This window comes from Castellaniella sp. (genome assembly GCF_034675845.1).
Taxonomy (GTDB): domain Bacteria; phylum Pseudomonadota; class Gammaproteobacteria; order Burkholderiales; family Burkholderiaceae_B; genus Castellaniella.
In genome coordinates, this window is sequence record NZ_JAUCCU010000002.1 from 1 (window position 1) to 21,519 (window position 21,519).

At 60.3% G+C, this 21,519-nt stretch carries 23 protein-coding genes and 1 pseudogene; 15 read left to right on the forward strand and 9 right to left on the reverse strand.

Annotated features, from left to right (window positions below):
* From VDP81_RS11630 to VDP81_RS11695, 14 genes and pseudogenes are all read left to right on the forward strand, one after another.
* Window positions 1–86, forward strand: a pseudogene (locus tag VDP81_RS11630) (entry exclusion lipoprotein TrbK); the annotation flags it as partial.
* Between the two features lie 235 nt (window positions 87–321).
* Window positions 322–2,337 (forward strand): conjugal transfer protein TraG, encoded by a 2,016-nt coding sequence (locus VDP81_RS11635; protein WP_323012427.1) that lies wholly within the window; start codon window positions 322–324, stop codon window positions 2,335–2,337.
* Window positions 2,334–2,798, forward strand: coding sequence for a CopG family transcriptional regulator (locus VDP81_RS11640; RefSeq protein ID WP_323012428.1), 465 nt, complete (start codon window positions 2,334–2,336; stop codon window positions 2,796–2,798). Before VDP81_RS11635 ends, VDP81_RS11640 begins: the two co-directional genes overlap by 4 nt.
* Window positions 2,795–3,820 carry a P-type conjugative transfer ATPase TrbB gene (trbB, locus tag VDP81_RS11645; RefSeq protein WP_323012429.1) on the forward strand — a complete coding sequence of 342 codons (1,026 nt, stop codon included), beginning with the start codon at window positions 2,795–2,797 and terminating at the stop codon, window positions 3,818–3,820. The genes VDP81_RS11640 and trbB overlap by 4 nt, the downstream gene beginning before the upstream one ends.
* Window positions 3,817–4,194: a TrbC/VirB2 family protein gene (locus VDP81_RS11650; protein ID WP_323012430.1), complete on the forward strand. Its 378-nt coding sequence runs from the start codon at window positions 3,817–3,819 to the stop codon at window positions 4,192–4,194. Before trbB ends, VDP81_RS11650 begins: the two co-directional genes overlap by 4 nt.
* Complete coding sequence (locus VDP81_RS11655; protein ID WP_323012431.1) at window positions 4,191–4,475, forward strand: VirB3 family type IV secretion system protein; 285 nt, start codon at window positions 4,191–4,193, stop codon at window positions 4,473–4,475. The genes VDP81_RS11650 and VDP81_RS11655 overlap by 4 nt, the downstream gene beginning before the upstream one ends.
* 13 nt (window positions 4,476–4,488) lie before the next feature.
* Window positions 4,489–6,948, forward strand: coding sequence for a conjugal transfer protein TrbE (trbE, locus tag VDP81_RS11660; RefSeq protein ID WP_323012432.1), 2,460 nt, complete (start codon window positions 4,489–4,491; stop codon window positions 6,946–6,948).
* Window positions 6,945–7,685, forward strand: a complete 741-nt coding sequence (gene trbJ, locus VDP81_RS11665) for a P-type conjugative transfer protein TrbJ (protein WP_323012433.1) — start codon at window positions 6,945–6,947, stop codon at window positions 7,683–7,685. The genes trbE and trbJ overlap by 4 nt, the downstream gene beginning before the upstream one ends.
* A gap of 19 nt (window positions 7,686–7,704) precedes the next feature.
* Window positions 7,705–8,955 carry a P-type conjugative transfer protein TrbL gene (trbL, locus tag VDP81_RS11670; RefSeq protein WP_323012434.1) on the forward strand — a complete coding sequence of 417 codons (1,251 nt, stop codon included), beginning with the start codon at window positions 7,705–7,707 and terminating at the stop codon, window positions 8,953–8,955.
* A gap of 11 nt (window positions 8,956–8,966) precedes the next feature.
* Window positions 8,967–9,671, forward strand: a complete 705-nt coding sequence (trbF, locus tag VDP81_RS11675) for a conjugal transfer protein TrbF (RefSeq protein ID WP_323012435.1) — start codon at window positions 8,967–8,969, stop codon at window positions 9,669–9,671.
* The gene (trbG, locus tag VDP81_RS11680) at window positions 9,668–10,660 is read left to right on the forward strand and encodes a P-type conjugative transfer protein TrbG (RefSeq protein WP_323012436.1); all 993 of its coding nucleotides are present in this window, start codon (window positions 9,668–9,670) and stop codon (window positions 10,658–10,660) included. The genes trbF and trbG overlap by 4 nt, the downstream gene beginning before the upstream one ends.
* A gap of 2 nt (window positions 10,661–10,662) precedes the next feature.
* A complete protein-coding gene (locus VDP81_RS11685) occupies window positions 10,663–11,973 on the forward strand; it encodes a TrbI/VirB10 family protein (RefSeq protein WP_323012437.1) in 1,311 nt (436 codons plus the stop codon).
* Window positions 11,970–12,230 carry a DUF2274 domain-containing protein gene (locus VDP81_RS11690; protein ID WP_323012438.1) on the forward strand — a complete coding sequence of 87 codons (261 nt, stop codon included), beginning with the start codon at window positions 11,970–11,972 and terminating at the stop codon, window positions 12,228–12,230. Before VDP81_RS11685 ends, VDP81_RS11690 begins: the two co-directional genes overlap by 4 nt.
* A gap of 174 nt (window positions 12,231–12,404) precedes the next feature.
* The gene (locus VDP81_RS11695; RefSeq protein WP_323012439.1) at window positions 12,405–13,310 is read left to right on the forward strand and encodes an Abi family protein; all 906 of its coding nucleotides are present in this window, start codon (window positions 12,405–12,407) and stop codon (window positions 13,308–13,310) included.
* Between the two features lie 291 nt (window positions 13,311–13,601).
* On the opposite strand, the gene VDP81_RS11700 is transcribed toward VDP81_RS11695, so the two are convergent.
* The 9 genes from VDP81_RS11700 to VDP81_RS11740 all read right to left on the reverse strand — a co-directional run bounded on the left by VDP81_RS11700 (window position 13,602) and on the right by VDP81_RS11740 (window position 20,219).
* Window positions 13,602–14,288, reverse strand: a complete 687-nt coding sequence (locus VDP81_RS11700; protein ID WP_323012440.1) for a protein-methionine-sulfoxide reductase heme-binding subunit MsrQ — start codon at window positions 14,286–14,288, stop codon at window positions 13,602–13,604.
* Window positions 14,289–14,296: 8 nt separating this feature from the next.
* Window positions 14,297–15,259, reverse strand: coding sequence for a protein-methionine-sulfoxide reductase catalytic subunit MsrP (gene msrP, locus VDP81_RS11705; RefSeq protein WP_323012441.1), 963 nt, complete (start codon window positions 15,257–15,259; stop codon window positions 14,297–14,299).
* Entirely contained in the window at window positions 15,178–16,764 is a 1,587-nt protein-coding gene (locus tag VDP81_RS11710) for a heavy metal sensor histidine kinase (protein WP_323012442.1), read from the reverse strand. The genes msrP and VDP81_RS11710 overlap by 82 nt, the downstream gene beginning before the upstream one ends.
* Window positions 16,761–17,432 (reverse strand): heavy metal response regulator transcription factor, encoded by a 672-nt coding sequence (locus VDP81_RS11715; protein ID WP_323012443.1) that lies wholly within the window; start codon window positions 17,430–17,432, stop codon window positions 16,761–16,763. The genes VDP81_RS11710 and VDP81_RS11715 overlap by 4 nt, the downstream gene beginning before the upstream one ends.
* 52 nt (window positions 17,433–17,484) lie before the next feature.
* Window positions 17,485–17,793 carry a high-potential iron-sulfur protein gene (locus VDP81_RS11720; protein ID WP_323012444.1) on the reverse strand — a complete coding sequence of 103 codons (309 nt, stop codon included), beginning with the start codon at window positions 17,791–17,793 and terminating at the stop codon, window positions 17,485–17,487.
* Window positions 17,794–17,859: 66 nt separating this feature from the next.
* On the reverse strand, window positions 17,860–18,867 hold the full coding sequence (locus VDP81_RS11725; RefSeq protein WP_323012445.1) for a YncE family protein: 1,008 nt from the start codon (window positions 18,865–18,867) through the stop codon (window positions 17,860–17,862).
* Window positions 18,868–19,009: 142 nt separating this feature from the next.
* Window positions 19,010–19,225, reverse strand: a complete 216-nt coding sequence (locus VDP81_RS11730; protein ID WP_323012446.1) for a hypothetical protein — start codon at window positions 19,223–19,225, stop codon at window positions 19,010–19,012.
* Window positions 19,226–19,384: 159 nt separating this feature from the next.
* Window positions 19,385–19,900 (reverse strand): rhodanese family protein, encoded by a 516-nt coding sequence (locus VDP81_RS11735; protein ID WP_323012447.1) that lies wholly within the window; start codon window positions 19,898–19,900, stop codon window positions 19,385–19,387.
* A 4-nt stretch (window positions 19,901–19,904) separates the two neighbouring features.
* Complete coding sequence (locus VDP81_RS11740; protein ID WP_323012448.1) at window positions 19,905–20,219, reverse strand: metalloregulator ArsR/SmtB family transcription factor; 315 nt, start codon at window positions 20,217–20,219, stop codon at window positions 19,905–19,907.
* A 63-nt stretch (window positions 20,220–20,282) separates the two neighbouring features.
* Here VDP81_RS11740 and VDP81_RS11745 point away from each other — a divergent pair, with 63 nt between their 5' ends.
* A complete protein-coding gene (locus tag VDP81_RS11745) occupies window positions 20,283–21,203 on the forward strand; it encodes an MBL fold metallo-hydrolase (RefSeq protein WP_323012449.1) in 921 nt (306 codons plus the stop codon).
* The last annotated feature ends 316 nt before the right edge of the window (window positions 21,204–21,519 follow it).

Genomic DNA, 21,519 nt, shown 5'->3' on the forward strand with positions numbered 1-21,519 from the left:
AGCGGGTTGCCGACGCCACACGAAAGCGGTTCTACGGCGACGGTAAAGTGCCCTACACGCCGTCGGAGACACCTCCGGCGTTCTGATTGTAGCGAGTCCGCCACAAATCTTCCATTTTTTCGCCTGATACGTCGCAGCACGCCCGCGCCTGCGACGCTTTCGTCGTGCTCGTCTCCACATGCACTGATGCTATTTTCGTCAGCATTGTCCCGATAATAGTCTTTGACCGGCACAGACCCGGCACCGATCCTCGTATTGCGGGCACACCTACGTGCCGTCTTTCCACGGGGAATCAGCGCAGGAGTCATCGGAGACCAGACCATGCAAGGGACGAACGTGCTGTTCGGGCAGATCGCCGTCGTACTCGGCACCGTAATAGTGGGCGTGTGGGGCGCTACACAATGGGTGGCCGCCGCCTTGGGCTACCAGCCACGCCTGGGGACGCCTTGGTTTGATTTTCTCGACACACCGATTTACCACCCTTGGCGACTGTTCGAGTGGTGGTTTTTTTTCGATGCCTATGCCCCAGAGGTGTTCAACGCGGGGGGCATGATGGCTGGAGGCAGCGGCCTGATTGCCGTGGGAGTTGCCATTGGCATGTCGATCTGGCGTTCGCGCCAGGTGCGGCTGGTCACCACCTACGGCTCGGCACGCTGGGCCGACAGTAGCGATATCCGCAAGGCGTGGCTGACTGAGCCCACAGGCGTCTTCCTTGGTCTATACGAAAAACAGTACCTGCGTCACGAAGGGCCGGAACACGTCCTGGCCTTCGCACCCACGCGCTCGGGCAAGGGTGTGGGCTTGGTGGTGCCCACCTTGCTGTCCTGGCCGGCCTCTGCCGTCATCCACGACATCAAGGGCGAAAACTGGCAGATCACCGCCGGGTGGCGGGCGCGCTTCTCGCACTGCCTGCTATTCAACCCCACAGATAGTCGTTCGGCCGGTTATAACCCGCTGCTGGAGGTGCGTCGGGGTGAGCATGAAGTGCGCGATGTGCAGAACATCGCCGATATTCTGGTTGACCCAGAAGGTGCGCTGGAGAAGCGCAATCACTGGGAAAAGACCAGTCACGCGCTGCTGGTCGGGGCCATCCTGCATGTACTCTATGCGGGTGAAGACAAGACGCTGCGCGGTGTGGCGAACTTTTTGTCCGACCCGGCGTGTCCGTTTGAATTAACGCTGCATCGCATGATGACGACCGCACACCTGGGCACAGGTGGGGAAAGTGGCAGGCCGCATCCCGTAGTGGCCTCTGCCGCTCGTGAAGTACTGAACAAGTCGGACAATGAGCGCTCGGGCGTGCTGTCCACCGCCATGTCGTTCCTGGGTCTGTACCGCGACCCCACGGTGGCCGAAGTCACGTCGCGCTGCGATTGGCGTATCGCTGACCTGATCGCATCCGACCATCCGGTATCGCTGTACTTGGTCGTGCCGCCCTCGGACATTTCACGGACGAAACCGCTGATCCGCTTGATTCTCAACCAGATTGGCAGGCGGCTCACCGAATCGCTGGACGGTTCCGACGGCATCGAGCGCCGTCACAAACTGCTGCTGATGCTCGATGAGTTCCCGGCGCTGGGCCGCCTCGACTTTTTTGAGACGGCGTTGGCCTTTATGGCTGGCTACGGTATCCGCAGCTTTCTGATCTCGCAGTCGCTCAACCAAATCGACAAAGCCTATGGCCAGAACCATTCGATTCTGGATAACTGCCATGTTCGCGTGACGTTTGCCACCAACGACGAACGCACGGCCAAGCGGATTTCCGAAACCCTGGGTACCGCCACCGAACTGCGGGCGCAGCGCAATTATGCCGGCCACCGACTCGCGCCCTGGCTGGGCCACCTGATGGTGTCGCGCCAGGAAACGGCGCGGCCGCTTCTGACCCCCGGCGAGGTCATGCAGCTTCCGCCGGATGAGGCCGTGGTAATGGTGGGAAGTAGTCCGCCGATCAAGGCCAAGAAACTGCGCTATTACGCGGATGCCAATTTTTCGCAGCGGGTGTTGCCGCCGCCCGCGCTTGCCACCGAGCGCTATGCGGATGCGCCACCAGCCCGTCCTGACGACTGGAGCGCGCTGGCGATTCCGGCTGTTCCAGCTGCTGCCGACGCGATGGAGAACTATGACACAGTTGGCACGGCTGATGATGGCGGCCCGCGTCGCCAGCCGGAACTTGCGGAAAGCGTCTCCTATGTCCCCAAATCCGTCTACCCGGCCAGTGACCTGTCGCTGCTGGATGACGACGATCCGCCGCCCATGCTACCCCGCCAGCTTGACCCCGCCTTGCAGCGCGTGGCGCGCATGACCTCCCTCGACCTTGATGACGGAATCCAGCTATGAGCCGCTATCGCCTGAATCTTTTTATTCATCCTGAGCACGCCAAGCGCCTGGATGAACTGGCCACCAAGAAAGGTGTCTCCAAATCGTCCATCGTAGCGGCGGCGCTGGCGTCCTGGCTATCGCCCGATGCCGGCGACCAGCGCGAAGCGGCGATGGCCAGGCGGTTGGACCGGCTCTCGCGCCAGTTCGAGCGCCTGGAGCGCGACCAGAACATTCAGATCGAGACGCTGGCGCTCTTCGTACGCTACTACCTGACGGTCAGCACGCCGATTCCCGAAGCCCATCAGGACGTCGCCCGCGCGCAGGGTAAGGCGCGTTTCGAGCAATTCGTCGAACAGCTTGGCCGCCACCTGCTGCGCGGTCGCAGTCTGGTACGCGACGTGGTGGAGGAGCTGCACCCCGAGCCCGTGAGCATGGATGAAATGGCGACTCGGGCTGAGGCGATGGAGCGTGTCTCATGAGTGCCGTGCACAAATCTTCTGCCGCCGTCGCCCTGGATCGCCGCATCCAGATGCTGCGTACCGCCATGGGGCCAGTGATCGCCGCCGCACTGGACAACCCGGACGTGGTGGAGATCATGTTGAACCCCGACCGCTCGCTATGGGTGGATCGTCTCTCCAGCGGGCGCGCGCCGCTGGGCCTGGAGCTGTCCGAAGCGGATGGGGAGCGCATCATCCGCCTGGTGGCGGCACACGTTGGCGCGGAAGTGCATCGCGGCCAGCCGCTACTGAGCGCGGAACTGCCCGAAACCGGCGAACGCTTCGAAGGCATCTTGCCGCCCGCCGCACCCGGCCCGGCCTTTGCGCTGCGTAAGCGGGCGGTGGGCGTGATTCCGCTTACACGCTACGTAGCAGACGGCATGATGAGCGCCGTCCAGTCAGGTTTTTTGGTGCGAGCGGTACACGCACGGCAGAACATCCTCATTGCTGGGGGCACTAGCACGGGCAAGACCACGCTCGCCAATGCTTTGCTGGCTGAAATCGCCGCCACGGGCGACCGCGTGCTGGTGCTCGAAGACACGGTGGAGCTGCAATGTGCCGCGAACGACCATGTGCCGCTGCGCACCCGTATGGGGGTCGTGACGATGCAAGAACTGGTGCGCGCCACGATGCGCCTGCGTCCTGACCGTGTGGTGGTCGGTGAAGTGCGCGGCGGCGAAGCGCTGGATCTCATCAAGGTCTGGGGCACGGGCCACCCGGGCGGTATTGCCACCATCCACGCCGGCTCCGCGGTGGGTGCGCTGCTGCGTCTGGAACAACTGATTCAGGAAGTGGCGGTGAACCCGCCGCGTGCATTGATTGCCGAGGCGGTCAATGTCGTAATCTACATCGCCGGTCGCGGCCGCAAGCGCCGCATCGAAAACATTGCCCGTGTCGTCGGCTTTGATGGCGTGGGTTACCAACTGGCCGATGCGCTGGAGCCGGAATTTGCTGAGCCATCGCCTTCCTTCCCAGCCGCTGATCTGTATGGAGACTTGTCATGACGCTTGTTGATGCCTTCCGTATTTCCGTCGTTCCGCTTTCCATTATGAAGTGCCTACGCCGTCTTGCCCACCCAGCGCTGCTAGGGCTGCTGCTGACCATGCTGTTGATGCTGGTGGCGAGCGCGGCGCAGGCCGCCGGTTCCTCCATGCCCTGGGAGGGGCCGCTGCAATCCATTCTCGAATCCATTCAGGGGCCGGTGGCGCGCATCGTCGCGGTCATCATCATTATTGCCACCGGCCTGGCGCTCGCCTTTGGCGACACCAGCGGTGGTTTTCGCAAGTTGATTCAGATTGTTTTTGGCCTGTCCATCGCATTCGCTGCGTCCTCCTTCTTCCTGTCGTTCTTCAGTTTCTCCGGTGGGGCCGTCGTATGAATGCGGACAACGAAGGCGCGCCCAGCTTCGCCCCAGGCTTTGAGATTCCTCTGCATCGTTCGCTTACCGAGCCGATTCTGATGGGCGGCGCACCGCGCACCGTAGCGATTGCCAACGGCACGCTGGCTGCTGCCGTGGGGCTGGGCCTGCAACTGTGGATTCCGGGCGTGGTGCTGTGGATCGTCGGCCATTCGCTTGCCGTATGGGGCGCGCGTGTTGATCCGCAATTCATGCAGGTTTTCGCACGCCATATCAAGCACAAGACGCTGCTGGACGTGTGAGGGGGATGACACTATGCTGAACCTTGCGGAATATCGCCAGCGTCCCGCCTTGTTGGCCGACTGGCTGCCTTGGGCCGGGTTGATTGCACCCGGCGTGGTGCTGAACAAGGATGGATCGTTTCAGCGCACGGCGCGCTTTCGCGGGCCGGATCTGGATAGCGCCACCCAAGGCGAGCTGATCGCCACTTCGGCCCGCTTGAATAATGCGCTACGCCGCCTTGGATCCGGCTGGGCGCTGTTCGTCGAAGCTGAGCGCCGCCCGGCGGCAGACTATCCCCATTCAGACTTTCCTGAAGCCTTGTCCTGGCTGATCGATCAAGAGCGCCGTGCCGCGTTTGAAGAGACGAGCAATCACTTCGAGAGCAGCTACCACCTGACGCTTGCGTTCCTGCCACCCGAAGAATCCCGCGCCCGTGCGGCGGGGATACTCTACGAAAACCGTCCTTCCGACGGTGTGGACTGGCGCGAGCGCCTGGCCGCGTTCGTAGCGGAAACGGATCGTGTCTTTGATCTGCTTGATGGCGTCATGCCGGAAATTGCGTGGCTGGACGACAGTCGGACGCTCACATACCTGCATTCCACCATCTCGACGCGGCGTTACCGCGTTGGCGTGCCGGAGGTGCCGTTCCATCTGGATGCGCTGCTGGCCGATTCCGCACTGGCCGGAGGGCTGGCGCCGACGTTGGGCGATACCCATTTGCGTGTGGTGTCGGTGCGCGGCTTTCCGACCTCCACCTGGCCGGGAATTTTGGATGACCTGAACCGACTTGGCTTTGCTTATCGTTGGAGCACGCGCTTTCTGTGCATGGACAAAGCTGAGGCGGAAAAGGAACTGCGCCGCCTGCGTCGTCAATGGTTCGCCAAACGCAAGAATGTCGTGGCGCTGCTGCGGGAAACGATTTTCCAGCAGGAGTCGCCGCTGGTCGATACCGATGCCAGCAACAAGGCCGCCGATGCGGATGCCGCCTTGCAGGAGTTGGGAAGCGATCAGGTCGCCTTCGGCTATGTGACCACTACCGTAACAGTGTTGGATGCCGATCCCGCCGTGGCCGATGAAAAACTGCGTATGGTTGAGCGCGTCATCCAGGGCCGGGGCTTTGTGACCATCCCCGAGACACTGAACGCGGTGGATGCCTGGCTGTCGTCCATCCCCGGCAACGCCTATGCCAATGTACGGCAGCCTATTGTGTCTACATTGAACCTGGCGCACATGATGCCGGTGTCGGCGGTGTGGGCCGGGCCGCAGAAGAATGATCACCTGGATGGCCCGCCACTGATTGTCACGCGTACCGAGGGTGCGACGCCGTTTCGGCTGGTGACGCATATCGGTGACGTAGGCCACACCCTGGTCGCGGGACCGACCGGTATGGGCAAGTCAGTGTTGCTGGCCGTCTTGGTTCAGCAGTTTCGCCGCTATCACGGCTCACGCATCTTTGCCTTCGATATGGGCCGCTCAATGCGCGCTACCATCCTGGGCTTGGGCGGGGAGCACTACGACCTGGGTGCCGATGGCGGCATCGCTTTCCAGCCGTTGGCCCGCATTAACCGCGAAGGCTACCGCACCTGGGCAGCGGAGTGGATCGAAGGTCGCTTGCAGCATGAAGGCATGGCCGTCAGCCCTGACGACAAGGCTGCCATCTGGTCGGCGCTGGGAAGTCTCGCGGGTGCGCCGGTGGAACAGCGCACACTGACGGGCTTTTCCGTGCTGCTGCAATCGAACACGTTGCGTCAAGCGCTTGCGCCCTATGTACTGAGCGGTGCGCATGGCAAGTTGCTAGACGCCGACCATGACCGGCTGGGCATGGCCGATGTGCAGGGCTTCGAAATGGAAGAGCTGATGCACAGTCCCGCCGCCGTGCAGGCGGTGCTGCGCTATCTCTTCGCCCGCTTCGATGAGCGTTTCGATGGTGCGCCCACGCTCTTGATTCTGGATGAGGCATGGTTGTTTCTGGATGAACCGTCCTTTGCCGCTCGCATCCGGCAGTGGTTGAAGACCCTGCGCAAGAAGAATGTGTCGGTGATTTTTGCCACGCAATCGCTGGCTGACATCAAGGATTCGAGCATTGCGTCGGCCATCATCGAAAGCTGCGCGAGCCGCATTTTCCTGCCCAACCCGCAGGCGACTGAACCGCAGATTCGCACGATCTACGAAGGTTTCGGGCTGAACAGCCGACAGATCGAGATTGTCGCGACTGCCCAGCCCAAGCGCGATTACTACTACCAATCCCGCCTGGGAAATCGCCTGTTCGACCTTGATCTCGGGCCCGCGACGCTTGCCTTTGCAGGGGCTTCGACCCCGCAAGATCAGCGCGACATCGACCGCATTCTGCTGGAAGCCGGCGTATCCGGCTTCACGGGTGCCTGGCTGCGCCATCGTGGCCTGGATTGGGCCGCTGACCTGTTGCCTAATTTCTCCGGCTTTGTGCCCTCAGTCACTGCCGTTTCTTCTCATCTACAGGAGACCCTGCCATGAAAACCCGCACGCTATCTGTATCAATCGCCGCTGTGCTTTCGGTGTCGTTACTCGCGACGTCGCCCGCCTGGGCGTGGAAAACGGTTTTTGACCCATCCAACTATACGCAGAACACGCTGACCGCCGTTCGCACGCTGCAGCAAATCAACAACCAGATCAACCAGCTTCAGAACGAGACGCAGATGCTGATGAATCAGGCTCGCAATCTGGCGAGCCTGGATTTCGACGTCGTGAACCGCTTGCGCACCACGCTGACCGCTACCGAGCGTCTGATCGACGAGGCGCAAGGGCTCAGTTACGAGGTGACAAACATGGACCAGGAGTTTGCCCGCCTGTATCCCGACCAGTATGCCGCGACTGTAAGCGGCGACAGCATGGCCCAGGATGCGCGTGCGCGCTGGCAGAACACGCTTAATGGTCTGCACACCGCCATGCGTGTGCAGGCGCAAGCCTCGCAGAATCTGCGCGACGATGAAAGCGCACTGATTGATCTGGTGAGCCAAAGCCAGTCCGCGCAAGGCGCATTGCAGGCCATGCAGGCGACCAATCAGCTTCTGGCCTTGCAGGCTAAGCAGACCATCCAGGCGCAACAGCTTCAGATCACCCAAGACCGCGCCGCTTCTTTGGAGCTAGTCCAGCAAGCCGTCGTGGCCGAGCGCGCCCGCGAAGTGCGGCGGCGCTTCCAGGGCACTGGTACGCCGTACACGCCGCAAGCCGTGAACTTCTACGGTCACTGAAGAACGGAGCATTTGCGCCATGAACGACGTTGCCGTCATTGATCGATTTCTCGATACCTTCGCGCGCTACATCGACTCGGGATTCGGCCTGCTGCAAGGCGAAGTGGCGTTTCTGACCGCGACGCTCATTGTCATCGACATGACGCTCGCCGGACTGTATTGGTCGCTGGGGCATGCCAGCGGCCAGGGCGACGACGTAATCGCCAAGCTGCTACGCAAGGTGCTTTATGTCGGCGCCTTCGCTTACATCATCGGCAATTTCAACGCGCTGGCCAGCATCCTGTTCCGCTCGTTCGCGGGGCTGGGGCTGATGGCCTCGGGCTCGTCGTTGAGCATGGGTAACTTTCTGCAGCCCGGGCGACTGGCCAAGACCGGCATTGATGCCGCAGCGCCCATTCTGGAGCAGATCGGCGACATGGCGGGCTTTCCCGAGGTGTTCGCCAACATCGACCCCATCGTGGTGCTGTTCCTGGCCTGGATGGTGGTGGTGCTCAGTTTCTTCGTGCTGGCGATTCAGCTTTTTGTGACGCTGATCGAGTTCAAGCTGACCACGCTTGCTGGCTTCGTGTTGGTGCCGTTTGCGCTTTGGAATAAGACCTCATTTCTTGCCGAAAAGGTGCTGGGCAATGTGGTGTCGTCGGGTGTGAAGGTGCTGGTGCTGGCCGTGATCGTTGGGATTGGCAGTGGCTTGTTCGCCGAGTTCCAGGTGCATCCCGATGAACCGTCGATTGATTATGCGCTGGTCATCATGCTGGCGTCGCTCTCCTTGCTGGCACTCGGCATCTTCGGGCCGGGCATCGCTACGGGGCTGGTCTCCGGCGGGCCACAGTTGGGTGCGGGTTCCATGGCCGGTGCCGCCGTGGGCGCGGTGGGGACGGCCGTCGCCATCGGTGCGGCCGCCACGGGCGTCGGCGGTGCGGTGGCGGCAGGCGCGCGCATGGTTCCGGGCGCCGCTCGCATGGCTTCGGGCGCGGCCCGCTCCATCGGTGCAAGCGCGGGCGGCATCCAATCGGCCTTCCAGACGAGTGCTGGGGCGGGGGGTGGTCTCAAAGGGGCAGCGGGGTCGGCTTTTGCGTCCGGCGCCGGGCCTGGCGCGTCCGCTGCGGCATCATCCGAGACAGCTAGCCCTGCCGCACAACCGGCCTGGGCTAAACGTCTGCATCGCAGACAACAACTGACGCAAGCCGCTACGACTGCTGCCCACGCGTTGCGCGGTGGCGACAGCGGCGGTGCAGGCCAAGGCCCGAGTCTGCGTGATTCCGATTCATAAGGGGAACCCTCATGCGTTTCAAACGACCGCTGGTGCGTTATGCCGAATCACCGCAACCGGCCACACCTTACCAATCTGCCGCCCAGGTCTGGGATGACCGTATCGGTTCGGCGCGGGTGCAAGCCAGGAACTGGCGGCTGATGGCCTTCGGTTGCCTGCTGTTGGCGCTGCTCATGGCCGGTGGCCTCGTGTGGCGCTCGATGCAGTCCATCGTCACGCCTTATGTCGTGGAGGTGGATAACGCGGGCCAGGTGCGCGCCGTGGGGGAAGCCGCCACGCCGTACCGGCCCAACGATGCACAGATCGCTCACCATATTGCGCGTTTCATCACACTGGTGCGCTCGCTATCCATCGACCCCATCGTGGTGCGCCAGAACTGGCTGGATGCCTATGACTACACCACGGACAAGGGGGCCGCTGTGCTGAATGACTACGCACGGGTGAACGACCCCTTTACCCGTATCGGCAAAGAATCGGTGACGGTGCAGATTAGCAGCGTCGTGCGCGCCAGCGACACGTCCTTCAACGTGCGCTGGACGCAGCGCCGTTTCGTCAATGGTACGTCCGCCGGTCTGGAGCGTTGGACGGCGGTGGTGTCTATCGTGCATCAGCCGCCGCGCACCGAAGCGCGTTTGCGCAAAAACCCCCTGGGGCTTTACGTCAATGGCCTGTCGTGGAGCCGTGAACTCGATTCGTCTGAAGGAGCCCAGCGATGATGCCGTCTTTACGCTTTTACGTTTTTCCGTTGACCTTGATTGCCCTGGCGGGCTGCGCGACCCAGGGTAAGCCACCGCCTGCCATCTCGCTTGATGAACCAGTGCAGGCCGAACTATTGCCGGAACCGCCTAGCCCGGTCGAAGTGATTGCCGTGCCTGAGCCTCTGGCGCTGCCAGCGCAACTGAAACCCTTGCCGGGAACGGATGCGGGCCAGCCTACGCCGGAACCAGCCGATGAAACTGTACGGGTGTCCCGCGCCAATGCCGAAGCCCGTGTCGCGCCCACCCGCGAGGGTTACGTTAATGCCATTCAGGTCTGGCCCTACAGCGACGGGGCGCTTTATCAGCTCTATACCGGCGTGGGCCGCGTGACGGTGATTGCGCTGCAGCCCGGCGAGGAGCTGGTGACGGTGGCTGCCGGCGACACGGTGCGCTGGATTGTAGGCGATACGTCCAGCGGCAGCGGCGCAGACCTGCGCGTGAACGTCCTGGTCAAACCTATCCGCTCAGGCTTGAAGACGAATTTGGTCATCACCACCAACCGCCGCACTTATCTGCTTGAGCTAACTTCCACCGAAAAGACGTGGATGGCGTCGGTGTCCTGGGAGTATCCGAAGGATCGGATGCTGGCCCTGCAGCGTCAGAATCAGGCCGCACAAGCTACTGCGCCGGTGGATACCGGGCTGGCGCTGGAAAAGCTGCATTTCCGCTACACGGTCAGTGGCAGCAATCCGCCCTGGAAGCCGCTGCGCGCCTTTGATGATGGGCAGAAGGTCTATATCCAGTTTCCGGTTGGCATCGCTCATGGGGAGCTGCCGCCGCTCTTTGTGATCGACGCTGCAGGCGACGGCCAACTAGTCAACTACCGTTTCCGTTCGCCGTACTATATCGTGGATCGGCTGTTTGGTGCGGCCGAGCTGCGCCTGGGCGGTGATCGGGGCGACGTGGTGCGCATTGAGCGCACCGATGGCGTGGCTCGGAGGAACTGAGCATGAGCGAGGAACATACACCCGATAAAGCCTCACCCCAGGCGGCGGATAAGGTGGCCCCTGAAACCGTGGCGCTGCGCGCCCAGCCACGACCCGTCACGCGGCTGAACCGCCGCACACTGGCTTTGCTGGTAGGCGGGCTATCGGTGGTGGTGCTGGGTGCCACTATCTGGTCGCTGCAACCCCAGCGGCGCGGCGCAGGCGCACAGACCGAGCTTTACAACGTAGACAGGGTGTCAAAATCGGAAGAGCTTGATGCCTTGCCTGCGGATTATTCCATGCTACCTACACAAGAATTGCCGCCCGATGTGCCGGAACTCGGGCCGCCGCTGCCGGGCGACCTGGGACCAGCCATCGTGAACAGCCAGCAGCCAGCGGTTGCCACCTATGCGCCACCGGGCGTTGACGCTCAAGCCGCCGAACGCGAAGCGCGGCGCAAGGAGGCCGAAGCGGCCGCCGCCTCGCCGGTCTTTTTCCGTACCGGTCAGGGGCAGTCTGGCCAACCTTCGGCGGCGGCTGCGCAGGCCATGCCGGTGGCGTCGGGGACGGATAGTACCTTGGCCGCCTTCGACCCGTTGGCCGCGGGGCCAGCCTCGACAGCGGCGCAATCCACCGATCCCACTGCCGCACAGAGCCGGCAAGACGAGAAAGAGGCGTTCCTGCAATCCAGCTCTACGCAAACCCGTAACTCTGGCAATCTGCAATTGCCCGCCTCGCCGTATCAGGTCATGGCCGGTACGGTCATCGCCGCCGCGCTGGTAACAGGCATCAAGTCCGATCTTCCGGGTGACGTGATCGGCACCGTCACCGAACCTGTTTATGACTCTGCGACCGGCAAGTACCTGTTGATTCCGCAAGGATCGCGTATCCTGGGCCGCTACAACAGCCAGGTCAGCTACGGCCAAAGCCGGGTTCAGGTCGTGTGGCACCGGATCATCCTGCCCGATACGTCTTCGCTCACCCTGGATAACCTGGTTGGCACCGACCCGGCGGGCTACGCCGGCCTGGAAGATGATGTGGACTGGCACTGGGATCGCATCATAGGCGGTGCCGTGCTGACAACGCTTTTAGGCGTCGGCGCCGAACTGGCCGCGCCGGAAAATCGCCAGGACGGCGAGCGCATTATTATCGCCGGACGCGACAGCGCCCAGGACAGCATCAACCAAGTCGGCCAGGAAATGGCCCGGCGCAACATGAACATCCAGCCCACCTTGACCAGCCGACCCGGCCTGCCGGTGCGCATCATCGTCAACCGCGATCTGGTGCTGCGGCCATACCAGCCATTCTTCTTCAACAAGGGAGCATCACAATGACCACCACCCGAAAACTGCGGCTCGGGCCGTTGCCCAAGATCGAAACCATCAAACTGACCTTTGCATGCCCGGCCAGCCTGAAAGCCGAGCTGGAGCGTTATGCATCGCTGCATGCGCAGACGTATGGAGAAACCGTTGATGCCGCGACGTTGATTCCACACATGCTGGAAGCATTCATGGCGGGAGATCGCGGGTTCAAAAAGGGCGGCGTGCGCAAGGCAGCGCCATCAACGGAGATGTTGTCACGAACGGCTTGACACCAGCTTTTCTTGGTCTTTCGGCTGTTGGTCTTTCGGCTGTTGGTCTTTCGGCTTGTGTGTGACGAGGTAGTTGGGTTAGAATTGACTTAACACACCCGCCACACGTCCTATCTTCGGGTAGGGTTCTGCTCTATGCAGACGTGCAAAAGGCGGGTTTTTTGCATCTATACCATGGCAATAAATTGCGTTCCATTCAATAAACCAGCATCTTCGCCGGAGCAGCTTCTCCAGAAGTTGGAGCGGCAAGGATTGGTGGTGGATGACGCTAGGCGTGAGTGGGCGCTCAGTTATATGCGTTTCGTGGGCGGATATCGTCTCAAAGGATACTGGTATCATCTGGTCGATCCGGTCACCAAGGCCTTTCCGGCTGGCCATCGGTTTGAACAAATCGTCAGTCGCTGCGAGTTCGATAGAGAGTTGCGAGCCCTCACCATGGCAGCCATCGAGCGCTTGGAAATTGCGGTGCGGGTTGTGATGGCAAACTACCTGAGCCTCAAGCACTCGCCACATTGGTTCCTGGATGCCAGTTTGTTCAGACAAGGACGCCGCCAAGGCGCGGCCGAACTTGTAGTGAAGATCGAGGCCGAGGTGGAGCGGGCCCGCGACAAGACGTTCGTGAAGCATTATTTCCTACGGTACAGTACGCCACGTCTTCCGCCCAGTTGGTTGGTGTGTGAGTGCGTGACATTTGGGCTTTGGTCTAGAACCTACCAGTTGCTGAAGAATCCGAATGATCGCAAAGCAATTAGCCGACGCTTCAATATTGACGCGACCGAGGTATTTGAATCGTGGATTCACACCTTGACGGTTGTACGTAATATGGTGGCCCACAGTGGGCAACTTCTTCGCGTGACACTCGGAGTTGCACCCAAGGATTATCGCAAGGCAGGCATTCGCTTTTCCGATTCAAAATCGTTCTATGCCGTGGCGACGGTCATCAATTATCTATGGCGCCAGACAGGTCTGCCGCAGGCGTGGCCGGATCAGTTGAAAGAGTTATTTACCAGGTATCCGGAGGTGAACTTGGCTGAGATTGGTTTCCCGGCAGATTGGAGCAACCAGCCGGGTTGGCTGTAATCGCTTCTCGACACAGCGCTCTCGGTCATGGCAGCGCGGCTGATCCGACCGCATACCTGCTGCGATGGCCCCGCGAGGCACGCCCGGTCCGAGATACGGTGTTGATTAAGGAGATCCCGCCGCGCGCCGGGCAACTACACCCGAGAGGCTGGTGTCGGGTGGTATCGGAGTTGAGGAGGCGAGCTGATTGGTCAGTACTTTCAACGAAATATCGATAAAAACTCAATGCTAACCGTGTGTGTGAATGGGTATGGTGGTGGTCATGGAGCCATCTACGAAATTGAGATGGTTTCAACTCGCATGCGTGGTTTTAGGTCTGACCCACCGTGCTATACGCACGGACAGTAGTGCGAACAGCGTCCAGGCGTACAGTTGTGGCTCAAAGAAGTCGTTTTTTCCGGCCCGCATCCAGATAAAATGCCAAACAGACAGGATGGCGGCAGGATAGACCAGCCAATGCAGGCGCATCCACCACCCGCCCAGTCGGCGAATCCAGCCGTGGGTCGAGGTGACGGCAAGGGGTATCAGGCAGAGGACGGCAAGGGCGCCTATGCCGATGACGCTGCGTTGCCACAGGTCGACCCACATGGCCAGCGGTGCTGCTCCCCGGTCCCAGAGTGCCCAGGCGATGACGTGCAGGATAGTGTAGAAGAATGCGTATAGGCCAAGCTTTCGGCGGTGGCGCGCCAGACCATTCCATTTCGTGATCCACCGGATAGGGGTTACACAGAGGGTCGCCCAGAGCAGTGCCAAGGCCCAGATGCCACTGGATCGCGTCAGGAATTCCTGCGGGTTCGCGCTCAGGCTGCCCAGGTACCCGAGCACCACCCAGCGCAGAATAGGGAATAGTCCGAATAGGTGAATGCTCAGGCCGAGCGTGAAGCTGCCGCCTTTTCGCCTGGGCGGTGTTGTTTGGGCTGCGGCGGGCCTGTGGACATTTGACCGGGCTCGTTCGGATCGTATGTCGTGATGTGACATAAGGTACCTTAGAAATTCTGCCGCAGGTCCATGCCCTGGTACAGCGCGGCCACGTCTTTCCCGTACCCATTGAAGGGCTGCGTCGGAATGCGGGCAGCGAACAAGCCCGAGCCGATGCGCCGCTCGGTGGCCTGGCCCCAGCGCGGGTGGGGGACACTGGGGTTCACGTTGGCATAAAAGCCGTATTCCCGCGGGGCCGCCCGCATCCAGCTCGTGGTTGGTTGCGTGGATTGCAGGTGAATCCGTACGAGTGATTTACCTGATTTGAACCCGTACTTCCAGGGGACGACAATGCGCATTGGCGCACCATTCTGCGCGGGCAGTTCGTGGCCGTAAAGCCCGAATGTGAGCAATGTGAGCGGATGCATGGCTTCGTCCATTCGCAGCCCTTCGACGTAGGGCCAGTCGAGGATGCCTTGTCGCACGCCCGGCATGGCTTTGGGCTGTACGACCGTGGTGAAGACTACATATTTCGCCGCCTCCGTCGGTTCGATGTGCTTGAGCAGATGCGAAAGCGAATAGCCGATCCAGGGGATCACCAGAGACCACGCTTCGACACAGCGCAACCGGTAGATGCGCTCTTCGAGCGGCGCGAGTTTACGCAAGTCATCAATGTCCAGGGTCATCGGCCGGCGCACTGCGCCGTCAATCTGCACCGCCCACGGGGTCAACTGCATTTTGCCGGCATATTTCGCGGGGTCGCCCTTTCCGGTGCCGAATTCATAGAAATTGTTGTAGGTCGTGATGTCCTGCCAGCTGTTGGCAAGTTCGTCGGTGGACCATTCGGCGTTGCGCGAGGCGGGGAGCACCGGGCCTGTGGGGCCAGTGTCTGATACTGCCGACGCTGCCTGAGATGTTCCCAAAGCGAGTGGTGCAAGCGCGGCGCTCTTCAGGAGCCGCCGCCGTCCTTGCCAGACGGCTTCGGGGGTGATTTCGGACGGCACGATGTCCGTTTTCCAGGGATGGCGCATGATGGTTCTCCTGTGTGTTGGGAACGTGACATCGGACCTGTGCGAATTCGGCGGCGGGAAGCGTGGTGGTCCGCGTGTCCCAGGCCGCTTAGGGTTGATTCCATTCGTTCGACCGGAAAATCCAGGCAGAACAGAATCCGCCCGTCATTGCAAGTTTCAACCCGAGCACCGCCGCCGTGGATGTCCATGATAGCGGCAACGATGGCGAGGCCCAGGCCATTGGATTCGGTGGGGAGGCTGCGCGAGGCGTCTCCGCGATAGAAGCGTCTGAACATGCGTCCGGCTTCCTCCTGTGTCACGGGAGGGCAGTGGTTTTCGACGGCGACTGTAAATCCCTGCCGATCGGCGTATGCCGCCAGGCGTATCCGAGTGTCTGCGTCTCCGTAGCGGATCGCGTTGATGACCAGGTTGTTGACAGCACGCCGGCACATGACAATGTTTGCGTAACCGGTGCCATCTGCTTCGACGGCGAACGACATGCCGCGTTCGTCGGCCAGGCCTTCAAAATATTCCGCTATTTTTTCCAATTCCTGCGCAAGCGCGATGGGCTGGCGTTCCAGCGCGATTGCATTGTGGTCGGCACGCGACAGGAAGAGGATGTTTTCCACAATGTGTGTGATGCGCGTCAACTCTTCAAGATTGGAGGCGAGCAGCGCTTCGTAGTCGGCGGCGCTTCGTGGCTGCGCCAGCGCCACCTGGGTTTGCCCCATCAGGACATTGACCGGGGTGCGTATCTCGTGGGCGAGATCAGACGAGAATTGGGACAGGTGTTCATAGCCCGATTGAATGCGGTCCAGCATGGCGTTGCACGAACGGGCGAGCTGGCGCAGTTCAGAGGGCATGTCTTCTTCCGGCAAGCGCACCGCGAGGTTGGTGGATGACACCTGCCGGGCGCGTTTTCCCATCACTTCCAACGGACCCAGGCCGCGCTTCAGGAATAAAAAGCCCAGTATCGAGCTCAGTAGCGCGGCTAGTGCGATCGCGCCCATGACGCGTAGCCAATAGGCCTTGAGCATTTGCGACTCTTGCGTCATGACGTAGGCGGCCGTGATCTTGACCGTACCGTCTTGACCTCCTACTTTGGCCAGTGCCGAAACCCAGCGCACACCGACGCCGTCGGCGCGAGTTCCGGCGCGCAGCGCGTCGATGCCGACGTCCTGATCCACTGGAACGGCCGTCAAAGAAGGGATCGTCATGTGTCCCGGGTTCACATCGATGAATGGCTTTTCCCCCACGCGCTGGAAGATGCGTACGTCCTGCTCGTTGCCCAGCATGCTTTCGAACAGGTCGGGGCGTTTTTCCATCTGTCGGATGTTGTAGAGATCCTGGAGCAAGGTGCGAAAGCGCTCCACACGGCCCACGAGTGTGTAGTCTGCACGGGTTTCGAGTGCCTGCTTTGCCTCGGCGTACAGATAAAGTCCCAAGCCGGAGACCACCATGCAGGAGACGATGGCGAAAAGAATGGCGGTGCGTGCCGTGAGTGACTGCAGCAATGGATGCTTCACGGCTGCTCCGCCAGCATGTAGCCGATACTGCGTACTGTGTGAATCAGCTTTTGATCGAAAGGGGTATCGACCTTTGCACGCAGGCGCTTGATCGCGACATCCACCACGTTGGTGTCGCTGTCAAAGTTCATGTCCCAGACCTGCGAGGCGATGACGGAGCGCGGCAATGCTTCCCCCTGCCGCTGCAAGAGCAAGTGCAAAAGCATGAATTCCTTGTTTGTCAGCGTGACCGTGACGCTGCCCCGTGAGACTTTGCGCCGAATGGGGTCCAGCGCCAAGTCTGCAAGCCGTAGCGTCGTAGGCTCATGCGTGACGCCCCGCCGCAGCAGCGTCTGCACCCGTAGAACCAGCTCGGTAAAGGAAAATGGCTTGACCAGATAGTCGTCCGCACCGAGTCGTAGGCCATGGATGCGGTCTTCGACCTGGTCCCGCGCAGTGAGAAAAATAACCGGCACGTCCGAGAGCCGCCGTATTTCCGCCATGACCTGCCAGCCATTCTTTCCAGGTAGCATCACATCCAGGATCAGTAGCTCATAGCGCTGTTCCCGGGCAAGATGCAGGCCGTCGATGCCGTTGCGTGCTAGATCCACGTGGTGGCCCGCCTCGGACAGACCTTTCTGAAGATAGTTTCCCGTTTTTATGTCGTCTTCAATGACGAGGATGGCCATGTGCAAGCCTCTATCGTAAAAGGGATTATCTTATCAACTCTGAATCTGGCCCTCAGTCGGCGGCGTAGGCGAGGCACCATCCCATGGGACTGATTTCGCCCGCCACGACAAGACAGGCGCCGGGTGCGCCGGAAATTGATCCCGGCGTGAAGTTGGCGCAGTTGGCGCAGAAGGATGTGCCGTCAGGGTGATCCTGGTATTTCACTGCGGCTTTGCTGGCTTTGCCCGGAGGCTGCGCCGCAAAGGAAGGGGAGACGCCCAGCAGCCCCGCAAGCGGGAGCGCTGCTACCGTGCCGGCGGTCAGGGCGAGCTTGCGTAAGGCCTGGCGTCGTGGAATGACGCGCGGATGCGTATTTTTCATGAAGGGTTTCCTGTGTTTCAACAGTCAGGTGGCGGTGCGCGGCACCACCTTGCCGATCCGGGATGATTAGTCGTTTCCCACGACGGAGATCCAGAAAGGCACGTCGCCCTTGGTGGGGACTTGCTTGACGACGTCCAGTGTGTTGGCGTCTATGACGGCGATCTGATTGGTTCCAGTGATGGATGCGTATATCCAGTGCCCATCGGCGCTGGCCCGCACGCCGTGCGGCCCCTGGCCGACATCCACACGTTTGACGACCTGCATGGTTTTTGGATCGATGACATCGACGAGATGATCCGCGATCGCGCCGGTGACCACGTACTTGCCGCCCGGTGTGACATCAATGCCGCCGTGGCCCAGGCCGACCGGGATGACCGCTTTCACCTTGTGCGATGCAATGTCCACTGCGGCGACTTTACCGACAAAGTCTCGCACCCAGAGCGTCTTCTCATCAGGCGAGAGGTCAAGATTGTGCGGGCCCTTTATGCCAGGAACGGGGATTTCGTCCACCTTCTTGAGCAACGACATGTCCAGCACCGCTACGCCCGTGCCCCCTTGCAGGGTGACGTACGCCATTTTGCTGTCGCGCGTGAATCGAATGTTGTGGGGCGTTTTACCAACGGTAATCGTCTTGACTAATTTTCTGGTCTTCAGGTCAATGACCGATACGGTATCTTCACCGGCCGCCACAGCCATGCCCCAGCGTTCATCAGGGCTGATGGCGACGCCTTGGGGCACTTTGCCGATTTTGTAGGTTGCCAGCTTTTGGCCGGTCTGTGCGTCCAGCAGATAGGCCTCTGGCTGATCCTTGCTGCTCACCATCAGTAGTTTGCCGTCGGCTGAAATGGCATCGTAATGGGCCGTAGGCAACCCATCCAGGCTGTTGGATGTTGCCATCTCTTGCACAGCGTTGGCTTTGGTTAGAGTGATGTAAACGGGCTGCGGAAACGGGTCGGCGGATGTTGCGGCTTGTACACCCGAAATGCCTGTAGAGAGCGCGAAGGCCAGGGCGAGGCGATACGCGGACCGGCGAAAGCGAGTAGCTGTGGCTTGCTGGTGATTGTTTACTATCATCGTGGCTCCTGAAAATGATTGCGCGCGACGCGTTGATCTGAGTCAAATGCGTGTCGTGCCTTGCATCTTAGGGTTCACGTTCTGTCGACAACATGGCATTCTGGTGACAAAATTGTCATAAAGGTGTGGTTATCGCAGCCAGTTATTTATTGTCCAAGTAATAGATGTCAAGGATCATCCAAATTTCCGCACTCGACAGTTTCACGCGTAAGCCGCATCGGGTGTTTACTCTGTGGCCGCGCTGACGCAGCATTGACAGGCCTATGTTGATCATCAGCAAACGCGAACCATCGACGATCTTGCCAAGTTGTGCGCGCAAAGCCGCATCGATGACGCCGGCCACAGCAAAGGCTGCCACACACCACCACTGCAGCGAAGCTGGTCGCTACCTGGATAGAGTCGGTCCACCGCGTTGACGGGTAGCGACACAGCGAGGATTGCCGGCAAAGCCCAGTACAATCCCGATCAGGCTGTCTGTGGCGAGCGTGAGGTGTATCTCCGCTATCCGCGCTTCGGGTCAGATCGCCATACGGCGATTCCACGGCATGCGCCGCAGCAACCGCGCCATCCCGCACCAGCCCGTTGCTCCGGCAATCATCATTCCCGTTCCGACAATCGCGGGTAGAACGAAGAAGCGCGGATCGACGAGGAACCCGAAGACTACCCCCAGCAACGTCAAGCCTCCGGCGCAAAGCTGTACTTGTCGCATCAGTTCCAGCGGTTGACCTTGATCGCGCTCGACTTTCAGTCCGGCGCGGCGCCACGCATCAAGCCCACCTTCAATGATGTAGCACGGTGCGCTGGTCGCGCCGACCAGACGGGACGAATTGGCCTGAGTGCGTGCGCCGGAACGACAGTGGAAGATGACCGGGCGATTGTCGGTTTCGAGGCCATCGATCTCGGTCATGGGGACATTGACTGCTTCGGCTATGTGTTCGCGCATATATTCGTCACGGTCGCGAATGTCGATGAGTTTGGCCCCTGTGTCGATCAGGCGCCGCGCCTCGGCCGGGGGGATGGGGATCATGGTCATCGGGTCAATCCTTACAATAAAGTTGATAGAGTGTTGCCAGCAGTGTCTCAATCTGGGGGTCGGCCACCCGATACCACAATGTTTGGCTTTTACGGTGAAAGTCCACGAGTCCTTGCTCACGCATTTTGGCAAGATGCTGCGAGAGCGCCGACTGCGAAAGGTTCACGTCCAGGGCGAGATCCCCGACTGTTCGTTCTTTGTGTTCGATCAGTTTGCACAGCACCATCAAGCGGCGAGTGTTGCTGAGCGCTTTCAAGGTTTGTGCGACAGTACCCGCCTTTTGTTCGAACGTTGCGAGATCCATGGTGACTTCGAACATTAAAAGACCTTTTTAATTAGATAATTCTAATTTAGCATGTGCTAATATAATTAGCAAGCATTTATGGAGATTGCCGTGGTTGCCGAACCCATCATCGAAGCGTTCTTTGACAAACATACCCATACGATCAGCTATCTGGTCGTGGAGCCCGTCGCATGTGTCGCCGCTGTCATCGACCCGGTTTTAGGCTTTGACATGCCCAGCGGCGAGGTTGACACCACGTCCGCAGATCATATTCTCGCGCTGGCAAAGGCAAAGGGGTGGCGCATCACCATGGTGCTCGAAACGCACGCCCATGCCGACCACTTGTCGGCTGCTTCCTACATCAAAGAGAAGACAGGCGCACGGGTTGCCATTGGCGAGCACATCCAAGAGGTGCAGAAGATTTTTCGTCCTGTTTTTGCGCTTTATCATCTGGAGGCAGACGGGTCCGATTTCGACCAGCTTCTTGCCGAGGGTGATCGGATCGAACTGGGGGCGCTGGAAATACAGGTGCTGCATACGCCAGGTCATACCCCCGCCGATATGACCTATCGAATCGGCAACACAGCGTTTGTCGGCGATACTTTGTTCATGCCAGATTACGGGACGGCGCGCACAGACTTTCCGGGAGGCGATGCGCGCGCGCTCTATCGATCGATTCGTCGTCTGCTTGACCTGCCCGGCGGCACGCGGCTGCTTCTTTGTCATGATTACACGGGGCCGGACCGAGAGGAGCATCGCTGGGAGACGACGGTGCGCGAGCAGCGTCAAGCCAACATCCATGTGAACGACCGTATCACCGAAGAGGAATTTGTAGCAATGCGGCAGGCGCGTGATGCGACGCTTTTAGTGCCGAAGCTGTTGTTGCCGTCCATACAGGTAAACATCTGCGCGGGGCGCTTGCCTGACGCGGACGAAAATGGCGCCCGATTTCTGCGTATACCACTCAAGGTCAAGAAAACGACGGGGCAACTGTCGCCTGCGGAACTTGGGAAGACATAGTCTGTCGGAGTAAAAATTGTAAGGTGTGAATGGCACTAGCGAAATCCTTTCGCATCATGTGCCGCGACAGTGCCGCGCTAACTCGTATCGGACAAGACGTTGTAGCGCGTTTGAGCGTACTGCATGTGAGAGCTATATCGTACTCCGAGGAACGAGAGCATGGTCCAGCACAATATGCCTGCATACGCCAGGATATGCCATAAGTTGACGGTCAAATTCTTGGGACAAATTTGGGACAATTTAGTCGCCAAAACACGCCAATTCATGCCCATAACAAGTCAGGGAGGGGTGGGGCGTAGCTTTCTTTAATTATTTG